Below are 24238 nucleotides of genomic sequence, written 5' to 3'. Positions count from 1 at the left end.
GTTGATGGAAAAAAGATTAAAGAAAAGCAGATACATTACGGGGTTCGATGGGTTACGTACGATTGCAGTCATGGGAGTGATTTTTTACCACCTGTTTCCGTATAAGATCAAGGGCGGTTTTTTAGGGGTACCGATCTTTTTTGTAGTTTCCGGTTATTTGATCACGGACTTATTACTGCAAGAATACGAGCAAAACGGCCGGATCGACGTGCGGGCCTTTTACTTGCGGCGGATCAAAAGACTTTACCCGGCGTTAGTGGCACTGGTCATGGCTACCGGGGCTTATTTGACCCTTTTTGCCCGGGAGTCGTTGCATAAATTGGGCAGCGTGATGCTGACTAATTTTTTGTACGTCTATAACTGGTTTCAAATCGCTAATCACGAATCTTATTTCGATAAATTCGGTGCACAATCGCCTTTTACGCACCTGTGGACCCTGTCGATCGAAGGTCAATTTTACTTATTTTGGCCGTTAGTTATTTTAGTATTACTACATTTTTGCAGGTCTTATCAAATCTGCTTTGATGTCACTTTGTTACTAAGCTTTTTATCTGTATTGGCGATGATCTTTAAGTTTGTTCCGGGTCATGATCCTTCGCGGGTCTATTACGGCACTGACACCCGGTTATTTTCGATTTTGCTGGGGTGCGCGCTGGCCTTTTTATGGCCGTTGACTAAGTTGAAGCCGCAGTTAAAAAAACAACCGCGAATGCTATTAAATTTGGCTGGTGGCGTGTCGTTACTGGCGATCATCTGGTTATTTTTCGTAGTTAACGGTCAGAGTACCTCTCTTTACCGTGGAGGCATGTTTTTATTTTCACTTTTGGTAGTGATTACGGTAGCTGCGGTGGCTCATCCGGGAGCCGCGTGGAACCGGTTGTTGACCAACCGGTTATTCACCTGGATCGGTAAGCGCAGTTATGGGATCTACTTATATCAGTACCCCGTGATGGTTTTTTACGAGGAAAAAGTGACTAATTTAGCGGCGCACCCGGTTTTACACGCGGCGGTCGAGATAGCCATTATCCTAGTGTTAAGTACGCTTTCTTACCGCTATATCGAACGGCCATTACAGCATTTTGACTATGCGCGCACCAAAACGGTCTGCCAGCAATTTTTCACCTGGAAATCCCCTTACGGCTGGAAACGCCTGTGGGTGCTGTTAGCGACCGGAATCTGTGCGGTCGGTATTTTTGGGGCAATTTTGCCACCGACTGTCAGTGATGCCAAGCAACGTGATGAAGCGGCGTTGCAAAAGAAACTGGCCACCAGCAAACACCAGACGCAGCAAAAAAATCAGCAAGCCAAAAAGGCTGCAGCTAAACACGGCAAAAAAGCACGGCGTAAAAGTACGGCGATGCCGATCACCGCGATCGGGGATTCCGTTTTGGCAGATGCGGCAAGTACGCTACAACAGACATTTCCGCACTTGTACGTCGATGCCAAGGTAGGCAGGCAGGTGCGAGAAGCCATCCCCATCTTACAAGACCTGGCGCAAAAAGGACAGTTGGCGCCGACGGTCTTATTGAGTTTGGGCACCAATGGGCCGTTTAGTAACGCTGAATTGGCCCAGATCATGCAAACGATTGGACCTAAAAGGCAGGTGTACTGGATCAATGTATTGGTTCCGACTAAACGGTGGCAAGAACAGGTCAACGCGGATCTGGCTAACGCCCAAAAGCAGTACCACAACTTAAAAGTGATCGACTGGTACGATTACAGTAAGGACCACCCGGAATGGTTTTACAGTGATCAGGTCCACCCGACACCGGATGGCTTACCGTATTTTAACGACTTGGTCAAAAAGGCGTTACTGCACTGATCAGGCGAAGTACAGTCGGTTTTGTTGGCGGCGGAAACCGAAAAAGGGGACTTGTTTTTCGTTTAACACGAGGGTCACTTGGCTAGTCGGACTCAAGACTGCCAAATTTTGCCGCAGTAGTTTTAAGGTGACCGGTTTAGCGCCTGTTTGCAGCATTAGTTGGGAATTTTGCGAATAAATTTGGGCGATAGCGTAAATTTGTTGGTCGTGTTCGACAAATAGCGTCAGTTCGTTTTCTAACCCGGAAACGGCGGTACTCAGGTCGTAAGCGTACATGAAAGCAATCAACTCCTCTAGGATTATTTTAGCATAGGAGTGTTTTGTTTTTGCCCCAGCTGGATTAAAATACAAATTAATGTAATTGGAAAGCTCAGTTATTTTTTATAGTTAGGATTGAACAACAGAATGGAAATTGAATTTTTAGGAACGGGAGCCGGTTCTCCGGGAAAGTTTCGCAATGTTAGTGCGACTGCGCTCAAATTATTGGCGGAAATCAACGAAGTTTGGTTATTTGATTGTGGTGAAGCGACGCAACACCAAATTTTAAAAACGGCAATTCGTCCACGCAAGATCACCAAAATTTTTATTACGCACTTGCACGGCGATCACATTTTCGGTTTACCCGGATTGCTAAGCAGTCGTTCCTTTCAGGGGGGGCAAAAAGCCGTACCGCTGACGATCTACGGGCCTCAAGGGATCAGGGATTATGTTTTAGCCAGTTTGAAAGCTTCGCAGACTCGTTTGACCTATCCCGTCAAATTTGTCGAGTTGGACCAAGAAGGTGTGATTTATGAGAGCGATCGTTTTCGGGTCTCATTTGCTTATTTAGAACACCGGATCACTTGTGTCGGTTATCGCGTAGTAGAAAAAGATTATCCCGGCGAGTTACAAGTCGATAAATTACGGGAGTTAGCTGTTCCTGCCGGACCGCTATATGGTAAAATCAAGGCGGGAAAAACCGTTACCTTACCGGACGGGCGGGTACTCGATGGGCGTGAGTTTATCGGTGAGCCTAAGAGCGGCCGCGTGGTAACGATTTTAGGAGACACTCGCTTTACTCCTAAGATCGTGGAACTGGCGCAAAATGCGGACGTGTTGGTTCACGAGAGTACTTTTGGTAAAAGTGACGCGCAGTTGGCTCGTGCGTATTACCATTCGACCTGTGTCCAAGCTGCGCAAGCCGCCAAAAAAGCACACGTGCGGCAGTTACTTTTGACCCATATTTCCGCGCGTTACGTCGGTCCTAAAGTCAAACAACTGCAATCCGATGCGCGGGCGGTTTTTCACCAAACGGTAGTGGCTAAAGATTTCGCTGTTTTTAACGTTCCGTTTGCACGGGATGAGGAGGCTTGAGATGGGGTATCGTGAGTTACGTAATTTACACAACCGAGTCGTACTGATCACCGGTGCTTCTGCTGGTTTAGGGGAACAGTTGGCTTACCAAGCCGCGTTACATAAAGCCGTCGTGATCGTGTGTGCCAGACGGCTGGCTAAATTAGAAGAGGTGGCTGCAACTTGTCGCCGGATCTCCGGGCGGTTGGCTTTTGCTTATCAGTTAGACATGGCAGATCCGCAGCAAATCGAGCAGTTGGTAATCAAGGTAGAAAAAGAAGTGGGACCGATCGACGTGTTGATCAATAACGCGGGCTTTGGTTTGCTGGAAAAAGCGCTTGATTTTCCGATGGAAACGGCCGAGGAACTTTTTCGGGTCAACGTCTTAGGCTTGATGTATTTGACTAAATACACGGCCTTGCGCATGGCGGACAGAAAAAGAGGCCAGATCGTCAACGTTGCTTCCAGCGCGGCGAAGGTTCAGACTCCTAAGACCTCCGTTTATGCGGCGACTAAAGCGGCGGTCTTGGCATATTCCAACGCGTTGCGTTTAGAAGTCAGAAACTTGGGGATCGCGGTTTTAACGGTTAATCCCGGGCCAATCAATACCGATTTCTTTACGGTTGCCGACCAAACGGGACATTACTTAGAAAATGTCTCGCACTTGGTCTTAGACCCAGAAGTCTTGGCGGCCCAGATCATCGCTACGATCGGTACGAGGAAACGCGAGTTAAACCGGCCTCAGTTGTTACAGTTGACGTATCATTTATACCAAGCCTTCCCGCGTTGGGGTGATTTCTTAGCGGCTGGGGTGTTTAACCGTAAATGATGAAAGAAGAAAAAAGATGAAAAAACAGTGGAGAGCGATCGGAGTTATTGTTTTAGTATTATTATTGGCAATTTTTGCGTGGCTCAACGTCCAGCGCGTGACCGTTAATTTCGGTTTCGCGCAAGTGACGATGCCGTTGATCATTATTTTGATTTTAGCGTTGCTGTGTGGGGCATTGCTGGTAGTATTGATTGGATTACCCAGTGCGTGGCAGCGTCAACGTGATCTGAAAAAATTACGTAAAGAAGAAGACCAAAGAAAAAAGCAGGTCGACCAGTTTGATCAGCATGAATCCAGATAGAAGGTGTTGCGGTGTTTGCGGCTCAAAATAACTGGCAGTTGCCAGACAAACTAAACGATCAGCAACAAATAAAAGAATTAAGCGCTCAGACCGGGGAACCGGCCGCTTTGATCTCCTTATTAGTCAACCGGGGGTACCAAACTGTCCAACAGATCAAGCAGTTTTTACACCCGCAAAAAGAAGACTTGAACGACCCGTTTTTACTGCATGATATGCAAAAAGGTGTCGACCGGATCGAACAAGCCCTGATCAACGATGAAAAAATCGTGGTCTACGGGGATTATGATGCCGACGGTTTGACCAGTACCGCCATTATGTACGAAACGTTGTCGCAATTGGGAGCCAACGTGAGTTATTACATTCCGGATCGTTTTCAGGATGGCTATGGCCCAAACGTGGCGGTTTATCAGCGATTGATCGCCGAGCAACACGTGCAGTTGATCGTGACCGTCGATAATGGGGTCACGGGAAACGAAGCCGTTATCTATGCGCAAGAACACGGCGTTTCGGTAGTGATCACCGATCATCATGAGTTGCCGGCACAGTTACCACCGGCAGAAGCGATCATTCACCCGCGTCATCCGCAAGGAGAGTACCCGTTCGCTGATCTAGCGGGAGCCGGGGTGGCTTTTAAGGTGGCGACGGCCCTTTTAGGTGGAGAAGTTCCCGTTGATATGTTAGACCTTGCGGCAATCGGGACGATCGCGGACGTGGTTTCACTGACCGCGGAAAACCGAGTGATCGTTTATTACGGGTTACAGGTATTACAAAATACGGCTCGTAGTGGACTGAAAAGTTTGTATCATGAAGCTGGGATCGACCCGCAACAAATCGATGCTCAAACCGTAAGCTTTACTCTAGCGCCGCGGTTAAATGCGCTAGGGAGAATGGAGCACGCGCAAAAAGGCGTTGAGTTACTAACTACTTTTGACGAGCAAAAAGCACAGACGCTGGCTAAGCACGTGCAAGAATTGAATACTAAAAGGCAAGAATTGGTGGCTGATATTACGGCTCAGGCTTTGGCTAAAGTGAATGCAGACCACGCCGTTAACGTAATTTGTGGTGACGATTGGCACCAGGGAGTTTTAGGAATCGTTGCCAGTAAGCTTGTCGAGGCGACTAATAAACCAACGCTGGTCTTGACTGCTACGGACGCGGGCTGCAAGGGCTCAGGCCGTTCGGTAGCGGCGTTTGATCTCTTCGCGGCCTTAGACGAACACCGGGAGCTGTTTATTGCGTTTGGCGGCCACCCGCTGGCTTGCGGCCTGACCGTGGCGCCGGAAAATTTAGGTACGCTCCAAACGATTTTAGACCAGGCAGCCCAGGAGCAAAAACTAGCGGCACCACCACCTAAAACGTTGCAGTTAGCGGGTACGTTGGCGCTGGCCGACTCGACGCTAGCACTAGTCGAGCAGTTGAACAAATTAGCTCCTTTTGGGCAGGATAATCCCCAACCACTGTTTAAAATTACCGGTTATCATGTCGTTACCGCTCAGGCGATTGGTAAAAAGCAAAATCACTTGCGCCTGACGCTGACTGCTCAGCAAAAAAAGATCAATGCCTTGTACTTTAATTTGGCGGCGGATAAGCTGCAAGCAGCACTTGCCTCGCCTGCCGAATTGACGTTTGTCGGTTATCCGGCTAAAAACGTTTGGCGCCACCAGACTACGGTCCAGTTGCTCTTACAAGACATTGCTTTACCCGCTGCTGTTACACCTACGATAACGGTTAACGACCGGCGGGTAAGTTATTTGACCCCGGCACTGTTCAAACAGGCGGGGACCTATGTCTTTTTTGCGGCTAATATCTGGCGGCAGGTCCGGCAGTTTTTGGGCCCACAGGCGACAGGAGTATTAGCCAAGGACGTAACCGGTTTATTAACGACTACTAGGTTGGTGTTAGTAGATTGCCCGCCGGATCAAGAACAGTTGGTACAATTACTGACTAAGGTGCGAAGTAAGCAGGTCGACTTAGTATTTTATTGCCAGCACGATTTAGTGAAAAATGGCTTACCAACCCACGCTCAATTTGGTGACCTCTACCGCTTTATCGCTGGTCATCCCAGTTTTAAGGTGGCGCAACTCCAGCAGTTGGCGACTCGTTTAAGTCTTCCCCGCGAGATGTTAATTTTTATGTTGCAGGTGTTTTTTGAGGTCGGTTTTGTTAAAATAGAAAACGGAACGGTTTCAGGTTTGCCTGCAAAGCGGCACGTGGCGTTAAACGCAACAACTGCTTATCACCAACGTCAGCTGGCAATCGCAACTCAAAACATTTTAGTAAAAAGTAGTAGTACGCAGGTCAGTGAGTGGGTGCAACAGCACCTAGCCGCGCCGGTGGACTAGTAAAGGAGTAAAATGCATGGCACTAGATTTGAATAAGTATATCGCAAGTATCCCGGATTATCCGGAAAAAGGAGTTATCTTTCGGGATATCTCACCTTTAATGGCTGATGGTGAAGCTTACCACCAAGCTACCGATCAAATTGTGCAGTTTGCTAAGGATAAGGGTGTAGAAATGATCGTCGGACCGGAAGCACGGGGCTTTATTGTCGGCTGTCCGGTCGCTTATGAGCTAGGAGTGGGCTTTGCTCCTGCCCGTAAAAAAGGTAAATTACCGCGCAAGACCGTCGAGGCCAAGTATGATTTGGAATACGGCACTTCTGCTTTGTACATGCATGAAGATGCCGTGGCTAAGGGCCAGCGGGTCTTAGTGGTCGATGATTTGCTAGCGACTGGTGGCACGATCGGCGCGACGATCGATTTGGTCCACCAGCTAGGCGGCACGGTGGTTGGCTGTGCGTTTTTGATCGAGTTAGTGGCGTTGCACGGCAGAGAAAAAGTCAAAGACTACGACGTTTTAAGTTTGATGAAATATTAAAAGTGGTGGCCGTACAGCAGTGTTTTTAAGGACACCAATATTGAGTTTGAATTAAGCAAGGGGAGTGCGACAAGTTAATTTTGTCTGTGCTTCCCTGTTTTTATAGGAGGTCAGTGATGGGGTTAGGATTTATCTTGGGAAAAGCCAGCAGCGCGCGCAAACAGTTGGTGTTGCAGCAACTGGAAACCTGGCAGGCACAAAAACGACGCTGCTTTTACGTCGTTCCGGATCATATCAAGTTCGAGTCGGAAGTCACGGTGTTAGCTCACTTACGCCAGCGCCAAAAAACTGAACTGTTTGCAACTTCTAGTCTGCAGATCTTTTCGTTTACCCGCTTGACGTGGTATTTTTTGAAAGACCAGCCATTTTCGGCCAAAAAGCAACTCAGTGAAAATGGGTTGGCGCTGATCGTTACGCATATTTTGCATAATTTAGACCAACAACAGCTTTACGTTTTTACCAAGGAGAGAAATAGTCCGGGTTTTAGCGTTAAACTTGCCCAGCAACTCTTGGAATTAAAATTAGGCGGTTTTGACGCGTCGGATGTTAAACAACTCGCCACTGATTTAGCTGATAAGCCGGAGCTGGCTCAACGTTTGCACGACTTAGCGGTAGTATTTAGTGAATTTAACGGCTATCTTGCTGACCAGTACGTGGACCAAGCGGAGGCGTTGGTGGCACTTAAAAAATACTTGCAGACACTTGACTTGAGTAACGAATGTTTTATCTTCGATTACTTTGACCACTTTAACGCCCAGGAATTAGCGGTCTTATTGACGCTGCTACAACAGGGAGCACAGGTGCGCGTGGGACTGATTGTGGCGCCCTCGGTGTTAGCGCAGGCCGGACTGATCAGTAAAAATTATCCGACAGTTGCTAGTAACCACCTGACAGAATTAGAGCAATTGCAACAGCCAGGAGCATTATTTTACCGTCCGGCTAAAATCTATTTCCAGCTGACCCAACTAGCGGTCAAAAATCACATCGAACTAGTAGCCAATCAGGTCGCTACTGCTTGCCGAGTCGCTGCGGACTTAGTCAAATTAGAAGACTTTTTGTTGGCCGAAATGCCAGTAACTAAACCGGTGACACTCACAGATCCCCAAACGATCACTATCACTAAAGCACCGGACCGGGTCCGAGAAGTGCGGCTAGTAGCGGCTAAGATTAGGCAAATGGTTGCCAGCGGTCAGTACCATTACCGCGATTTTTTGTTACTGACCCCTAAACAAAACGACTACCAAAACATAGTGGAAAACGTCTTGCACGAATACCAGATCCCTCTTTTTACCGATTTGAATAAGTCGATGGCCGCCCATCCGCTGGTCGAATTTGTTGTGGCATTACTCGACGGACAAAATTTTACCTACCGCGAAATGATGCGCCTGCTAAAAACGGAATTGTACGTCCCAGATCTACCCGTACCTCACTGGAACTTAGAAACCTTTCGTACTACTTTGGACCTGTTAGAAAATTGCTTGTTAGCAAACGGTTATTTTACTAAAAGCGACTGGAAAATGAAGGATGATTGGGTCGTCCAACGAGTCGAGATCCGGCCCAACGAAAGTGCACAAGAAAAATTGGCGCGCCAGGCTAAATTGCCCGCTAATGTGGCCGTTAATGCCTTGCGCCGCCAAGTTTACCAAGACCTAAGTACTTTTTACGCCCGCACCGCTCGGGTCAAAACGGGACGGGAGTTAGCTGGCGAGTTAGTCTCATTTTTACTACGTACGGGAGTTAAGCAGCAATTAGAAAACTGGCAGGCCGACCAGCAGGCCCAAGATCAGACTAACAGGCACGAAGAAGTTTGGAATACATTGTGTGGTTTACTGGACGATTATGTGCTTGCGTTGGGGCAAGAAGAAGTGGACTTAGCGGAATTCAGCGCGATTTTGCGCAGTGGTTTTGAAAATGCCCAGTACAGTCAAGTTCCTTCCACGTTAGACCAAGTGATCTTTTCCGAGACCGGAGTCGTTCAGTTAGAACAGCGCCCGGTACTATTTGTATTAGGCGCTACCGATGAAGTCATGCCTAAAATGATCGAAAACCAGACTTTTTTGAGCGATGAAGACAGGCAACAGGTGGCATCTGTGTTGGCTGCGGCTGACACTAAATATTTACCCGAACAAGCGCAATTACAGATGGCAAACGAAGCCTTTGAAAATTACTGTGCGTTTTTACTGGGGGAAAAATACTTACTGTTTTCCTACCCGCAACAAGATAACGACGGTCAACCGCTAAAAATGTCGCCGGTGCTGGCACGCATCAAGCAACACTTCGATTTACCGGTGCAACAGTTTGCTAGCGGCTGGGAGCAAGACGATTTACTGGCATTGATCGGCAACCGACAAACGACGTTGACCGAACTGGTCGCTGTTAGCCAGCAAGCTTACCGCAACGGCGCTAACCTGAGTACCACCTGGCGGGGACTTTACCAGTATTTGCGGGCTAAATTACCGGAGCGGACTCATTTTTTACTGCACAGTCTGGGCTATAATAACGAAATTTTACCTCACAGTACCCCGAGTGCTGACGGACACAAGTATTTAGATCCAGAAGTCGTCGGTCAGCTGTATGGCAAGCAAATTTATTCGTCGATCTCGCGTTTGGAAACCTTTTTTGCTAACCCGTACCAGTATTTTTTGCAGTATGGACTGCATTTGCGGCCCCGAGCGGAATTCAAGTTGGCGTCGACGGATACCGGGCAGTATTTTCATTACGTAATGCAACACTTCTTTAATAATGTGTTAGCTGCTGGTCAGACGCTGACGACTCTTACTAGTGAGCAATTCGACCAGCTATTGCAGCAAACACTGACGCAAACGGTGCAGCAGCCGGGCTTTAAGATCTTTAACAGCAGTGCGCGTTACCGTTATACTCAAAAGCAATTGAACCGCACGCTCGAACAGGTGACCCATGCAATCACCAGACAGCGCCAAAATAAAGCAATTTATACGCTTAAAACGGAAACGACGTTTGGGATGCAAGGCGGTTTGCCGGGGCTACGTTACCAGCAAGGCGATCGGCAGTTATTACTGAACGGACGGATCGACCGGATCGATTTGGTAAAAGACCAGCAGGGAAAAGACTACTTAAACGTGGTCGATTATAAGTCCGGTGATCCGGACAACAAGATGGAACATTTTTTACTGCGCGCCTATCACGGGTTATCATTGCAACTATTGACTTACCTGCGCGCCTTGCAAAATGCGGCGAAAGATCCGCAATTTTACGTCAAATTACTGGGGAAAAATGCGGCGCAGTTACAAGACCAGTTGACGTTACAACCCCAACCGCAGCTGGGCAGTGCGTCTTATTTCCACTTGTTTGACCCGGTCCTTGCTCCGGCTAACAAACTAAGCGTCAAGTTCGATAAGAATTACATGTATAAGGGGATCTTTCGGCGAGACGTGGCAGACCAACTGGAAGGTAATGACTTTTTATTGGCCTTAGCCCCCGAACTAGAGCAAGACCAAAGTTCGGTTAATTTTCCGCTCAAATACGTTAAGAAAAATAAGAACGTACAGGCGGCCACCGCTAAAAACTTATTGCTAACGCCGGCGCAATTGCTGGAGTTATTGGAGTATAACGACCAGCAGATCGATGCCGCTCGCCAACAGATTTTTGCGGGGAAGATCGACCTTGCTCCCTATCGTTTAGGCGATCACACCGGTTTAGATTACTCCGATTACCTGGAGATCATGATGTTTGATCCGTTGCTTGCGGCTAATAATTACCACGAGATTGCAGATCTCGGGCCGCAACAGATTTGGAAGCAGATCACGGAAAGGTTAGGAAAGGAAAAGTAGATGACAGCTAATTTTAAACCGACACCTAGTCAGCAAAAAGTACTGACTCATTTTGGGCATAATATATTAGTGGCGGCCTCGGCGGGTTCGGGTAAAACGAAGGTGCTGATCGAACGGATTTTGCGCGAGATCATTTACCAGGGGCAAAGTGTGGCTAATTTGCTGGTAGTGACCTTCACGCAAGCGGCTGCTAAGGAAATGAAGGAGCGTCTTGTGGCAGAACTGCGCGCCCAGATCAACCACACGAGGACTAACCCGGCGCTCAAAAAACGCTTGAAACAGGAATTATTACGGGTCAATACGGCAGATATCAGTACCTTTCATTCTTTTTGCTTACGTCTGTTGCAAAAATATTATTACGTGTGTGACCTGGAACCGGATTTTAGACTGCTAGCGGACGAAACGGAGCGGACCTTGTTACGCGATGATGCGTGGAATGTGGTCCGGGAAAATTACTACCAACAATTAGAAGACCAGCCGCAACAACAAGAGACGTTCGCTAAGTTGGTGCAAATTTTTGGCAAGGACCGTAACGATGATGGTTTATCCGAATTAGTCTTACGAGCCGATGAATTTGCCAGCGCCACGAGTGCACCAGAAAAGTGGTTGGAACGATTAAAGGAAAACTATTATTTTGCGCCCGACACTGATTTTACGACGACTAAATTGTGGCAAGAAGAGTTAAAAGAACTCCTGGTGACGCAACTACAAGAGGTGGAAGCGACGTTGAGCGCACGTAATCAACTCTACGAGGAAAAATTGCGCCCGGCAATGGAAGATTACTGGAACCTAGCAGTTGACAGTGATTTAAAAGATTTTGAGAAGAGAAAAGGCGATAGACTGGCTAAGTACGCGCAAAAACAAGAAGTTCAGCGCGAACAATTACAAGCGTTACAAGAAATACTGGCGTTATTTGACCAGCCTGCTGTGACTTACGAACAGTTGCGTGCGCGGGTTTTGAATTTAAAATTAGCGGGTCGTCCGACTTTGACCAAGGCTAAATCCGCCAGTCAACCTAACGATCTAGCGGGCAGCGCGGTCGCACTTAACGAACAGCTGAAAGCCCAATTAAAAGAAGCTCAAGACCAACTCAAGAAGATCCAAGAAAGTTTTAAGCTAGAGCACCAGCAATTATTTGAACTGATGACCGCTTCTTATCAGGTGGTCGCTAAATTAAGTGAGGTAGTTTTAACTTTCCGCCAGCAATACCAGCGCAGTAAAAAACAGCGCCACGTGGTGGATTTTAATGACTTGGAACACTACGCTTTACGGATACTGACGGGAAAAGAAGCATTGTGTCAGCAGATTCGCAGTAGTTTACAGCAACACTATCATGAGATCATGGTCGACGAGTACCAGGACACTAACGGCGTACAGGAGGCGTTGTTGCAGGCACTAGCTGATCCTGACCGGGGCAACTTGTTTATGGTTGGGGACGTCAAACAGTCGATCTATCGTTTTCGCCAGGCGGACCCCGCGTTATTTAACGCTAAGTACCAACAATACGTTGAATCGGAGCACCCGGAAACACTCAACGCCCCCGGAGAAAAAATCATTTTGCAAGAAAATTTTCGGTCGGTCGCCAATATCGCCGATTTCACTAACTTACTGTTTAAACAGTTGATGGATCCTCAAGTCGGTGAACTGGCTTACGATGACAAGGCCTACCTGCACGCGGCCAATACCGCTTATCCGCACCAAGACGTACCCATCGAATTGTTGGTGTATGAGTCTCACCAAGCGGTAAACGAGCAACAAGAAGAACACAGCGATTTTACCCTTGATAGTAAGCAACAAGCGCAGATTTTGCTAGTGATCAACAAGATCAAAGAGTTAAAGGCGACCCAACAAATGATATTTGACCGTCAGCTAGGAAAATTGCGGCCTATTGAGTACGGGGATATCGCCGTTTTAGCCGCCACTCGCGGGGATAGCTTGCTGATCGCCGAGGAGTTTAACAAACAAGAACTGCCGTTACAGATCGATAATACGAATAATTACTTTAAGACCGTTGAGATCCAAATCGTGCTGGCCTTGTTGAAAATCATCGATAATCCCCAACAAGACATTCCGTTAGTCGCGGTGCTGCGTTCGCCGCTATACGATTTTGACGAAAATCAGCTGGCGTTGCTTCGGATCAAAACACCGCACGGTAGTTTTTACCAGGCAGTGGTCAATTACGTGGGAAGTCAAGACGAGATGACACCGCGTGAACGCGAGTTACAAACTAAAGTCACTAATTTTTTGACACAGCTAAACGAGTTTCGCGTCTTTAGTCGGCGCAATGAATTAGCCAACTTGATCTGGTACATTTACGAACGGACTGGTTTTTTGGATTACGCGGGAGGAATGCCGGGGGGAAAGCAGCGTCAGGCAAACTTACACGCACTTTATCACCGGGCATCTGCTTACGAACAGTCGAGTTTTAAGGGGATTTTTCAGTTTGTGCGTTTTATCCAAAAAATGCAAGAAAAGCAACAGGATTTAGCCGAAATGAGCGTGCAAGACGGCACCGATGCGGTGCGTTTCATGACGATCCACCAGAGTAAAGGATTAGAATTTCCGGTAGTTTTTGTGCTCAACACCCACCGGCGCTTTAATTTTAAAGAACTCAATTCCACTAATTACGTGTTAGACCAGCATTTAGGCCTGGGAATCGATTATCTTAAAACGGTCGAGCAAAATGGGCGCCAGATCCAAGTTAAGTTTAAAACACCGGTCCGTTTGGCGATCGAACAAAAAGCTCAGAAAAAAATGATTGCCGAAGAAATGCGGAAACTCTACGTGGCACTTACCCGTGCGGAACAGCGCTTGTATTTGGTGGGGGAACACGAAGACGTCACTAGCGCGTTAAACACGGCTCTTTCTTATTTAAACGACGATCAGTTGTTGTTGGCTGCCCGCATGCGTCAGAGTAAGACCACTAATTATTTCGACTGGACGTTAGCGGCGCTGTTACGTTGCCTGACGCCTACCAGTAAAAATGTTGTTCGCTATACTCGTGAAAACGACCAAATCACCGTCCAACACGGGTTGACCGCGATTTTGCAGCACGGTGAGCAAGCAGAACAGCTACAAGAAAAATTAGCGCGCTACCAACACCAGAGTGCACGGCTGGGGTTGGACCAACACTGTCCGCAATTTAGGATCGAGTTTTGGCCGGAGAATTGTTTGGGAATAACCGAGACGCAAGAAAGGGAAGAAAAAACGTTATCCGACTGGTTAAAATTGCAGCAACAAAGCGGACAGTTACCGGCAGAGTATAAGAAGATCATGGAGTTTGCTTACCCGAGAGCAGAACTAACGACCACGACCGCTTACCAGTCGGTGTCAGACATCCGCCAGTTGTTTGCTGACCCAGACGACGAGTTGATGGCCCAACTGGAGCTCCCAAAAAATCAAGGACAAACCCATTATTTGCACCACGGGTTTAAGCAACCGGAATTTTTGGAGCAAAATAAACAGCCATCCCCGGCACAAGTGGGGACGGCTACGCATTTGATCTTCCAAAAATTGGAGCTAACGGCTCCGGTGACTACTGAAAGTGTACGGGCTACTAGCGAGCGGCTGCAAGCACAAGGATTACTCGCGCCTCAGGTAGCGGCTAAGGTCGACTTGGACGGGATTGCGGGCCTTTACCAAACAAAATTAGGCAAGATGATCCTGGCAAATCAGGAGCGTTTGCACAGAGAAGAGCCGCTTTCCTTACTGTACCCAGCACAAAAATTATTTGACTTACAGCTTGCGGGCAGCGATCCGGTCTTGATCCACGGGATCATCGACGGCTATTTTACCACCACGGACGGGCAGGTAGTCTTGTTTGACTACAAGACCGACCACTTACCGGACGGCAATGTGGAATCGCTGGTGGCAAAATACCAAGGGCAGCTGCGTTTATATGCGTTGGCATTGCAAAATATGCTGGCAGTTTCTCCCGCACAACTGACCGTGTACCTGTATTCAGTGCCCGCTAGGCAAGCCATTAAACTGGCAGGAGCTAAATAGTAGTGGGCACGGTTTGTTTGGGGCGGACGAATACCTGCAGCAACAATAGCAATAGTAACGATAATGCGGAAATAATCACTCCTAATCGCAAATTCGGCGGGGTGTACGTCATCGTGATCTGGTGATTTCCCGGTTTGATCGCGGTGCCGACAAAGGTATTTTGCAGTTTGAAAGTCGGGGTATCTTTCCCGTCGATATTAACTTTCCATCCCGGGTCGTAGGGGATGGAGGTAGCGAAGAGCTGTTCGTTGCTTTTGATAGTTAAGTTGCCGCTCAAAGTCCGACTGTTACTTTGAGTAATGTGCCAAGAAGCTTGCTTGATCTGGCGCAATTTTTCTTGGACCAGTTTGTTGTTCATTTGGTACAAGACGAAATTATCGAGCGTTAACTTCTGGTGTTTTAGGTGCAAGGTAATGGTCAGCGGTGTTCCTTTTTCGTGTGCGGCGATGTTTAAGATCACCGCGTGGCGAAAAGTGCCGTAGTGGTATAACGGCCGGTCGCCCAGTGAAATGCTGACGTTGCTGTTTTGCATCTGCGGGCCGATCGTCAGGTAATAAGAGTTGTTAGTAGGAACGATAAACTTAAAGACGACTTGGGCACTTTGGTGGGGCTTTTTTCTTTTTAAAACGGCGCCGGTCAGATTTTTAGTCTGATTGGTATTTTGAAAAATGACGCGGTTAAAATCCTGGGACTTAAAGTAAGTCGTAGTCGGCCACGAGCCAGACGCGTTATTGAGCCAGTTGGTCTGATAGCTGATCGGGTTATTGATCACCGGATTAGGTTGTCTTAAAGCCAAGTTACCACCGTAACCTAGGCTAATAGCGGTCGGATTTTCGCTGATTTGAGTTAAGCCGTCACTGGCAACTAACCGTCCCATTTGGAGGTCGGGTTTAGTGGTCAGGGCGGCTAATTTTTTGGCGTTAGGGCGTTGGTGGAGAAAATATTTCATCGCTAATAAACTGTCGGAGATCAGGGTGCCGTTGGCGTAAACACCGTAATTGTCACCTTCGGGATCGCCGATTTGACTGTAAAAATCGGGCAAACTTTTTTCTAACGCAGAACTAAAGTAAGACCCCGAGCTAAAATCGTGGGCTAAGCCGTCATTTTTAGTGCGCGAATACGTTTGGCCCACGCGGTTATAAGCGGCGTCTTGAGGAAGCTCTTGACGATCAGTGCTTAAAACCGCCGTGGTCGGTGTGTACTCCCGTTCTTTTAAGTAACTGATATTATTCAAAGACAAGGCCGCGTTGGTCAGCACCTCGCAAACGACGACCAGCAAAATAAGCGGATGTTGCCAGCGGCTTTTTAAACAGAGTCCGGCTAAGGTCAGCAGGGCAAATAGAATTGACAACACTAGCGTCGTTTGGTTGATAAACGAAAAATGGCGGGCGTTGAGTACGCAGTAAGCTAGGATCCCCGCTTCGACTAGGGAGACCGCAGTTAATTTAAAGTAATTAAGGCCGCTAACATGCTGAAAATTGATGGCGGCTAAGTAAAGCAGCCAAAAGGAAACGACAAACGAAAAACGGTACGGGTACCAGACCGGAAACTGCATGCCATGCCACAAAAGGTCCAGTGGCTCAAAACACAGTGATAAAAATAAAAACGCGCTGACTGCTAGGGCAGCTAAGCGAGTAGACCAATTGAAATGGCGGTTTAAAAAGAAAAGCAAAAAGCCGCACAAAACCAGGGTGCTGACAAATAAATTCGGTAATCCTGACGGCATTTGTTTGAAATCAAAGGCGCCTAAACTGAATTTGGCCAGCATCTTGAGGGGGTCGTATTCTAGTTTGGCGTGGATCGTGTTGATCATGTATTGCCCCTTACTTCCCTGCAGTGAAGAGTAGGTTGGCAATAAGATCAAAGCGGCGCTACCGGCTGCGAGTAAAGAACGACTGGCAAAAAGCCAACAGTCTTTTAGCGCCTGTTTCAAAGAGCTAAAGCGGGTGGCCAACGTGAATAAGAAAAATAAAATTAAGAAAAGTGCTACCATATAACCGATGTAGTAGTTACTGATAAACAGCACGGCTAACCACAGGGAATAGCTACTGCCCTTTTGCTGGCGCAATAAGTTGAGTAACCCGTTGACGATCAGGGGTAAAAAAACCAGCCCGTCTAGCCATAACAAGTTAAGTTGGTTAGCGATCCCCCAGCCCATTAATGCGTAAGCAAAGGCAAAGGTGGGGATCATTAGTTTGCTTTGAATCTTTTGTTTGAGTAGTAAGCGCCCTAGAGTATAACCCGCGCAGCCGTATTTTAGTAAAGTGACCGCCATGATCCCGGCCAGTAAAAATTTACCGGGAAACAACAGTAACACTAAATTAAACGGACTCATTAGGTAATAGGCAAACTCGCCTAACATGGGTCCGCCCAACGCCTTACTGAAAGAATAAAAAAAGCTGGTCGGATCGTGCAGTAAGGTGTGGCGGTAAAAAGCAAAGAAATCAACGTATTGTTGGCCCATGTCGACGGTCAGCAGGGAACTGTTGCCAAAGGGAAACATTTGCCGGTAAATAAAATAGCCCAGTAATAGTAAAACTGGTAGCCAAAAACTGAGTAACAGTGGGTAGTGTTTTTTGCAGTAAAGTATTAGTCGATTATTCAATGTCAAAAACCTTTCGTATGTAATAATTATCTCGTACCTTAGCGTACCATACCAATTGTTGAATTGGCATCAAAATACTGATAAATTACAGAAATTTTAGTTTATGCCGAAAAGCGAAAAGTTTTAGCGGAAAAATACTGGTAATGTCGGGAAAAAAATGTTATCATGTTTACCGTTAATAGGTATTAAAGAAGTTAGAGTTTGGAGGATTTAAGATGCGTGTACACATTACCTTAGAATGTACTGAATGTCATGAACGGACATACTTATCCAGCAAGAATAAGCGAAACAATCCGGATCGCTTAGAACTTAAGAAGTACTGCCCGCGGGACCATAAAGTGACCTTACATCGTGAAACAAAGTAACAACAGGAAGCGTTCCTGTTGTTTTTTTCTATACGGAGAAATTTAGCAACTAGATGGTAACTAAGAAAAAATTACGGCAAAAACAACTACAGCAACTCAAGCAAGGGCCAGAAATTGGTTTGACCTTGCATTTGGTGCGCTCTACAATTTGGCAACGAGCAAATACGATCGGGGTAACTATCAGCACCGCAAACGAAATTGCTACGCAACCGTTAGTAGTCGCCGCGTTATTGGCGGGCAAAAAAGTCGCCGTTCCTAAGGTACGGGCGGCGGGTAAAATGGATTTTATTTTACTTCAGCCAAACGGTCGGTGGGAGCAAAATCGCTGGCAGATCTGGGAGCCCCAGACGCCACAAGTTTGTGTGAACGACGCGCTTGATTTAGTGGTAGTTCCTGGAGTTGCGTTTAGTGCAAGCGGCCAGCGGATCGGCTATGGCGGTGGTTACTATGACCGTTTTTTGGCACGTTATGCTACTTGTACGGTCGGGTTAGCCGATGAAGCTCGTTATTTTACGCACACGACCTGGCCGGTCACCGCGACCGATCAGCAAGTCGATTACTTGGCACGGCCGAACGGGGTGGTGTCAACGGTAAAGGAAGTTGATCATGAATAGACAGCAGCGGCCTAGCGCTACTTATTGGTTGATCGCATTCAATGTTTTGGTGTATCTCGTAATGACATTAGCGGGTGGTAGTCAAAATACCGCGGTGTTAGTTCATTTCGGGGCAAAGGTCAATTTTTTGATCGCTCAAGGGCAGTGGTGGCGACTATTAGCACCGATGTTTATCCATATCGGCTGGCAGCACTTGGCGTTAAATATGGTGACGCTTTATTTTATTGGCTTGCAGATCGAAATGTTATTTGGTAAGTGGCATTTTGTACTCTTATATTTACTGAGTGGCTTGGGTGGTAACCTGGCCAGTTTTGCGTTTAATCCGGCCATCTCTGCGGGGGCTAGTACCGCGATCTTCGGTTTATTCGGCGCATTTTTAATGCTGGGAGAATCTTACCGGCAAGATCCTTACATTAGGACTACGGCAAAGCAGTTTTTGTTACTCGTGGTCTTAAATTTAGGGATCGGTCTGCGCGGCATTGACTTGGCTGGTCATCTCGGCGGCTTGATCGCAGGTTTTTTGACGGGGTACATAGTAGGAACCGCTCATTTAGGCAAGATCTCACCTACCAAAAAAGCGGTGGCGTTACTAGCGTTGCTCGTGCTTTATGGTGGCTTAGCACTTGCGGGGTTAAAGACGAATTCAGTATAATAATAAGAAGGTGGCACACACGTGAAAACACTTTACGATGTCCAGCAATTATTAAAACGTTTTGGGGTTTTTGTTTATGTTGGTAAACGCCTGTGGGACATTGAATTGATGGCCCTAGAATTAGATCATTTGTATCAGGCCGGTGTGCTGGAAAAACAGGTGTTTGTTAAGGCAAAATTGGTTTTAGCACACGAGCACCGGCGCGAAGAAGAAGATCCACTTGAAGGGAAGACTGGTAATGGAAAAAAAGTTGATTGGCATTGATTTAGGTGGTACGACTATTAAATTTGGGATCTTAACTCCTGCCGGACAGATCCAGCAGAGGTGGAGTATTGAAACTAATATTATGGATGAGGGTACCCACATCGTTCCTGATATCATTTCCTCTATTAACCATCACCTAGAGATGTATCAACTGTCGGCTTCTCAGTTCGGGGGGATCGGAATGGGAACGCCAGGGACGGTTGCTGCCGATGGAACCGTCATCGGTGCTTACAACTTGAACTGGAAGACCAGGCAAAACGTCAAGGGACCGATCCAAAGTCAAACGGGGATCAAATTTGCGCTGGACAATGACGCTAACGTGGCCGCTTTGGGTGAACAGTGGCAAGGTGCTGGCAATCAGGCCCAAGACGTAGTTTTCATTACGTTAGGGACCGGTGTTGGCGGTGGAATCATCAGTAATGGCGAACTGCTGCATGGCATGGGCGCCGCTGGTGAGTTAGGCCACATTGTGGTCGCACCCAACGGTTATGAATGTACATGTGGTAACCACGGTTGCCTTGAAACTTACGCTTCGGCGACTGGGATCGTTCGTTTGGCCCGGGATCTAGCCGAAGAATTCGCGGGGGCATCGCAGTTGAAACAAGCACTGGATGCCGGACAAGACGTCAGTGCTAAAGATGTCTTTGATTGGGCTAAACAAGATGATATTTTGGCGCTTAAGGTAGCCGAACAGGTCGGTTATTATTTGGGCTTGGCCTGTGCCAACGTCGCTTCCTTACTGAATCCTAAATATATCGTGATCGGTGGCGGAGTTTCGGCGGCTGGTGATTTCTTATTGGAACGAGTGGTGCAAAATTTCCGGCAGTTTGCGTTTCCAACGGTGCGTGAGTCCACAACGATCAATTTAGCGCAGTTGGGTAACGATGCTGGTTTATTAGGCGCCGCATCGCTGGCGTTGCAGTTTATTACTGATTAATGGAGGCTGTTCAATGTATTTGTTAGGTAATTTATCGGTCTGGGGTTGGATCGACATTGTGTTGGTACTGATTTTGGCTGGTATTTTTGGTACTCAGTTTTATACTTATTTGTTGGGTAGACGGTACGCAACGAGTTTAACTAACGAGGAATTTAAAAAAGGAATGCATAAAGCGCAGGTGATCGATGTGCGTGAATCGGATATGTTTAAGTCCGGGCATATTTTGGGCGCAAGAAACGTTCCCTATTCCCAACTCAAGCTTTTTGAAGGCAGTTTGCGCAAGGACATGCCGGTGTATCTTTATGATACTGGTAAATCGATTTCGGTGCGCACGGCTGCTAAGTTATACAAAAAAGGTTACCGGCAGCTATATATTTTAAAGACTGGTTTTGCGAAGTGGGACGGGAAAAAGAAAAAGAATTAATCGAGCCGCTCAGCAACGTAATTAAATTAGACTATCATTTGTAGGAGTTGGGACAAACTGCTGCTTTTTGGAGCATGATCAAACAAGCTGTGAGCCAAGCCGGTTTGTAGTCGGAGACTAAGTGGTACTGACAAGTAAAACCTGTACTTGGATTTGTTTGCCAGTGTCCTTAGGACCTAGACTGCTGGCTTGAAAAACGCGATTAAGTCTATTGTTTACGGAAAACAAAAAGGGGGCTGGAACAAAACGGAGTTTTGTCCCGGTCCCCTTTTTTAGCTGAAGGAGGTAAAGTAGTGGGACAAAAAGTACTATTAGTAGTTGGACCTACGGCGGTGGGAAAAAGTGAGTTATCCTTAGAGTTAGCGCACCGGTTTAACGCGGAGATCATTTCGGGGGATTCGATGCAGGTTTACCGGCACCTAGATATTGGCACAGCAAAGGTCAAACCCGCACAAATGCAGGGTATCAAGCACTATATGCTGGATATTTTAGACGTCGATCAACGATTTTCGGCCGCGGATTTCGTGGAGCGGGCCCACCAATATTTAGCCCAGATCGCCGCTGCACACAAGTTGGCGCTCATTGCTGGCGGGACCGGATTTTACCTGCAAGCATTACTGAATAATTATCGGTTAGGGAATAGTTATACGAAAAAAACCCCGCAGATCCGCGAAAAATTAGCGAAGATCGCCCGCCAAGAGGGTAAGCAGGCTTTGTGGCTTCGGTTAGAGCGAGTAGATCCGGCTGCCGCGGCTAAGATCCCGGTCAATAACGTGGTACGTGTAGTCCGGGCGTTAGAGTTTTACGAGCAGACCGGCGAATTATTTTCCGCGCAAACTACTAGTGCTAACCAAGAATTAGACCCGTTGATCATCGGATTAAATACCGAAAGAAAACTTCTGTATCAACGAATTGAACAAAGAGTTGACCAGATGATGCAAGCGGGATTGGTGGACGAAGCGCGTTACTTATACCACTTGGGGGGAACGGCGTTGCCAGCCGGAAAAGCGATCGGGTATAAGGAATTGTTTGACTACCTGGCGGGTAAGGAAAAATTAGCGTCGGGGATAGCACGTTTGAAAAAAGATTCCCGCCACTACGCGAAAAGACAGTTGACCTGGTTTCGTAATCAGATGCAGGTGCACTGGTTTGACTTGATCTTACACCCGGAGCAAAAAGAGCAGTTATTTGCTTTAGTGAATACCTGGCTGCAGCAATAAGAGTAACCCGTATTAACTTTGGTATAGTCTAATTTTGGCTTTTGCCTGCCCTTAAACTGCTGTTTTTTTATTTTTACTCGGTCGGTTAAGTCTTGCTAGTAAAACGAATTTAAATTTCATGTTATAAAATGTGACATGAAGTATTGACATTGGAAAGCTAACTTGCTAGAATTGGTTCGTGGTTTGAAGGAGGGGTAAGAATGACAGAAAAAGAATTGCGTCGTTCGCTGTCAGTTTTGCCGATCGGTACAGTCATGAAACTGACCGACCTTTCAGCCCGGCAGATCCGCTACTATGAGCAACAGGAATTAGTAATACCCAAACGCAGTGAGGCTAACCGCCGTTTGTATTCGCTTAATGACATTGATCGTTTGTTGGAGATCAAGGATTATTTGAGCGAGGGCATTAATATGGCGGGGATCAGGCGTCTGTACTTGCAACAACAAAAAGAACAAGACGCCAAGAAAAGAAAGCTGCAACGAAATTTGACCGATGCAGATGTCAGGCAGATTTTGCGTGATGAGTTTAGGAAGATCGGTGGATTTGATCATAAAACAGCGGGACGACAAACTAAAATATTGTGACGACTAACAAAGGAGCAGGTAAATGAAACCAGCAGAGTATACCAAAGACGATATTCGTAAAATGGCACAGGAAGAAAATGTTCAGTTTTTACGGTTAATGTTTACGGATCTATACGGAACCGTGAAGACGGTCGAAATTCCAGTCAGTCAACTCGATAAATTGTTGGATAACCAAATCATGTTTGACGGTTCCTCGATCGACGGTTTTGTCCGGATCGAAGAAAGCGATATGTGGTTGTATCCGGACTTGTCGACTTGGATCATTTTTCCGTGGGGCGACGAGCATGGTAGGGTAGCAGGCATTACTTGCACGGTCTATAACGCCGACCGGACGCCGTTTGCTGGTGACCCGCGTAATAATTTGATCCGCGTATTACGGGGGATCGAAAAATTAGGTTACACCAAATTTAACATTGGACCGGAACCAGAATTCTTCTTGTTTAAAGTCAAGGAAGACAAACCAACCCTGGAGTTGACGGATCAAAGTAGTTATTTTGACTTAGCTCCGGTCGATTTAGGTGAAAATTGCCGCCGCGACATCGTGTTGGAATTGGAAAAACTGGGCTTTGACGTCGAAGCTGCGCATCATGAAGTTGCTCCCGGCCAACAGGAAATTGATTTTAAATACAGCGATGCGTTACACGTGGCCGATAAAATTCAGTTATTTAAATTGGTAGTCAGGACCGTCGCTAGAAAGCATGGTTTACACGCTACGTTCATGCCTAAACCTTTGGCTAATATCAATGGTTCGGGGATGCACATCAACATGTCATTGTTTAACAAGGATGGTAACGTATTTTATGATGATGCTGCTAAAGACGGTTTATCTCAGGACGCCTACCACTTCTTGGGGGGACTGCTCAAACACGCGCGGGGCTTTACCGCTGTTACCAATCCGATCGTTAATTCATACAAGCGGTTGGTGCCGGGGTTTGAAGCACCAGTTTACGTGGCGTGGTCCGGTCATAACCGTTCGCCGTTGATCCGGGTGCCGATCGCCCGCAAGTCGGCTACTCGTTTGGAATTACGCAGCGTGGATTCGACTGCTAACCCATACCTAGCGATCGCAGCGATCTTGGCGGCCGGGTTGGATGGTTTGAAAAATCAAATCGAACCACCTAAGGCAGTTGACCGCAATATTTACATCATGACCGAAGAAGAACGGCAAGAAAACGGGATCGTTGACCTGCCATCGACGTTGCACAATGCAATCAAAGCGCTGAAAAAAGATGAAGTGATCAAAGCGGCTTTGGGTGAACACTTGACGGCTAGTTTTATTGAAGGTAAAAACCTAGAATGGGATTCTTACCGGCAAGAAGTTTCCGAATGGGAGCACAAGCAGTACTTTGAACAGTATTAAAAATGAAAAAAGGGTTTGAGCACTAGCTTAGTTTGAGGCGTGACTAGGCGTAAACCGGTTACGATCATCACTCAAAGAGGGACTGAAGCAAAATTCAATTTGTTTCGGTTCTTTTTTTACTTTGTCAATCGTTTTTGAAAATGTCTCAAAAAAATATAAACATTAGCGAGTAATTAGCGCTCAAGCCGCTGGGCTATCTCCCTCTGAAAAAAGGGGATGCTCAGCTTTTTTGTCAGTC

General features: G+C 47.0%; 19 protein-coding genes. 17 read left to right on the top strand and 2 right to left on the bottom strand.

From position 1 onward, the window contains the following. Positions 1-4: 4 nt before the first annotated feature. A complete protein-coding gene (locus ACSYSK_RS05725) occupies positions 5-1822 on the top strand; it encodes an acyltransferase family protein (RefSeq protein WP_491714198.1) in 1818 nt (605 codons plus the stop codon). Here the strand turns inward: ACSYSK_RS05725 and ACSYSK_RS05720 are convergent, their stop codons facing one another. Next, positions 1823-2098 (bottom strand): hypothetical protein, encoded by a 276-nt coding sequence (locus tag ACSYSK_RS05720; RefSeq protein ID WP_491714197.1) that lies wholly within the window; start codon positions 2096-2098, stop codon positions 1823-1825. Between the two features lie 129 nt (positions 2099-2227). Here ACSYSK_RS05720 and rnz point away from each other — a divergent pair, with 129 nt between their 5' ends. The 7 genes from rnz to addA all read left to right on the top strand — a co-directional run bounded on the left by rnz (position 2228) and on the right by addA (position 14975). Further along, positions 2228-3175 (top strand): ribonuclease Z, encoded by a 948-nt coding sequence (gene rnz, locus ACSYSK_RS05715; protein ID WP_491714196.1) that lies wholly within the window; start codon positions 2228-2230, stop codon positions 3173-3175. Between the two features lies 1 nt (position 3176). Then, the gene (locus ACSYSK_RS05710; RefSeq protein WP_491714195.1) at positions 3177-3983 is read left to right on the top strand and encodes an SDR family NAD(P)-dependent oxidoreductase; all 807 of its coding nucleotides are present in this window, start codon (positions 3177-3179) and stop codon (positions 3981-3983) included. A 16-nt stretch (positions 3984-3999) separates the two neighbouring features. Then, the gene (locus ACSYSK_RS05705) at positions 4000-4284 is read left to right on the top strand and encodes a LapA family protein (protein WP_491714194.1); all 285 of its coding nucleotides are present in this window, start codon (positions 4000-4002) and stop codon (positions 4282-4284) included. Between the two features lie 11 nt (positions 4285-4295). After that, positions 4296-6626: a single-stranded-DNA-specific exonuclease RecJ gene (gene recJ, locus ACSYSK_RS05700; RefSeq protein WP_491714193.1), complete on the top strand. Its 2331-nt coding sequence runs from the start codon at positions 4296-4298 to the stop codon at positions 6624-6626. A gap of 16 nt (positions 6627-6642) precedes the next feature. After that, complete coding sequence (locus tag ACSYSK_RS05695) at positions 6643-7161, top strand: adenine phosphoribosyltransferase (protein ID WP_491714192.1); 519 nt, start codon at positions 6643-6645, stop codon at positions 7159-7161. Between the two features lie 116 nt (positions 7162-7277). Next, positions 7278-10970 carry a PD-(D/E)XK nuclease family protein gene (locus ACSYSK_RS05690; RefSeq protein WP_491714191.1) on the top strand — a complete coding sequence of 1231 codons (3693 nt, stop codon included), beginning with the start codon at positions 7278-7280 and terminating at the stop codon, positions 10968-10970. Next, on the top strand, positions 10971-14975 hold the full coding sequence (gene addA / locus ACSYSK_RS05685; RefSeq protein WP_491714190.1) for a helicase-exonuclease AddAB subunit AddA: 4005 nt from the start codon (positions 10971-10973) through the stop codon (positions 14973-14975). On the opposite strand, the gene ACSYSK_RS05680 is transcribed toward addA, so the two are convergent. Continuing rightward, on the bottom strand, positions 14968-17580 hold the full coding sequence (locus ACSYSK_RS05680) for a YfhO family protein (protein WP_491714189.1): 2613 nt from the start codon (positions 17578-17580) through the stop codon (positions 14968-14970). The two genes, addA and ACSYSK_RS05680, sit on opposite strands and share 8 nt — an antisense overlap. Positions 17581-17795: 215 nt before the next feature. On the opposite strand from ACSYSK_RS05680, the gene rpmG reads away from it, so the two are divergent. The 9 genes from rpmG to glnA all read left to right on the top strand — a co-directional run bounded on the left by rpmG (position 17796) and on the right by glnA (position 24000). After that, on the top strand, positions 17796-17945 hold the full coding sequence (gene rpmG, locus ACSYSK_RS05675; RefSeq protein WP_010496280.1) for a 50S ribosomal protein L33: 150 nt from the start codon (positions 17796-17798) through the stop codon (positions 17943-17945). Positions 17946-17998: 53 nt separating this feature from the next. Continuing rightward, complete coding sequence (locus ACSYSK_RS05670) at positions 17999-18559, top strand: 5-formyltetrahydrofolate cyclo-ligase (RefSeq protein ID WP_491714188.1); 561 nt, start codon at positions 17999-18001, stop codon at positions 18557-18559. Then, complete coding sequence (locus ACSYSK_RS05665; RefSeq protein ID WP_491714187.1) at positions 18552-19211, top strand: rhomboid family intramembrane serine protease; 660 nt, start codon at positions 18552-18554, stop codon at positions 19209-19211. Before ACSYSK_RS05670 ends, ACSYSK_RS05665 begins: the two co-directional genes overlap by 8 nt. A 21-nt stretch (positions 19212-19232) precedes the next feature. Further along, positions 19233-19475, top strand: a complete 243-nt coding sequence (locus ACSYSK_RS05660) for a YqgQ family protein (RefSeq protein ID WP_491714186.1) — start codon at positions 19233-19235, stop codon at positions 19473-19475. Further along, the gene (locus ACSYSK_RS05655; RefSeq protein WP_491714185.1) at positions 19450-20412 is read left to right on the top strand and encodes an ROK family glucokinase; all 963 of its coding nucleotides are present in this window, start codon (positions 19450-19452) and stop codon (positions 20410-20412) included. The genes ACSYSK_RS05660 and ACSYSK_RS05655 overlap by 26 nt, the downstream gene beginning before the upstream one ends. A 13-nt stretch (positions 20413-20425) precedes the next feature. Beyond that, the gene (locus tag ACSYSK_RS05650; RefSeq protein WP_491714184.1) at positions 20426-20836 is read left to right on the top strand and encodes a rhodanese-like domain-containing protein; all 411 of its coding nucleotides are present in this window, start codon (positions 20426-20428) and stop codon (positions 20834-20836) included. 293 nt (positions 20837-21129) lie between these two features. Further along, positions 21130-22056 (top strand): tRNA (adenosine(37)-N6)-dimethylallyltransferase MiaA, encoded by a 927-nt coding sequence (miaA, locus tag ACSYSK_RS05645; RefSeq protein ID WP_491714183.1) that lies wholly within the window; start codon positions 21130-21132, stop codon positions 22054-22056. Between the two features lie 200 nt (positions 22057-22256). After that, positions 22257-22640, top strand: a complete 384-nt coding sequence (locus ACSYSK_RS05640; protein WP_491714182.1) for a MerR family transcriptional regulator — start codon at positions 22257-22259, stop codon at positions 22638-22640. A 22-nt stretch (positions 22641-22662) separates the two neighbouring features. Next, positions 22663-24000 carry a type I glutamate--ammonia ligase gene (gene glnA, locus ACSYSK_RS05635; RefSeq protein WP_491714181.1) on the top strand — a complete coding sequence of 446 codons (1338 nt, stop codon included), beginning with the start codon at positions 22663-22665 and terminating at the stop codon, positions 23998-24000. Positions 24001-24238 lie beyond the last annotated feature (238 nt).

Source organism: Ligilactobacillus sp. ESL1201 (assembly GCF_058503265.1).
The sequence above is the reverse complement of the archived record's forward strand: the minus strand, read 5'-3'. Positions and strand labels throughout refer to the sequence as shown.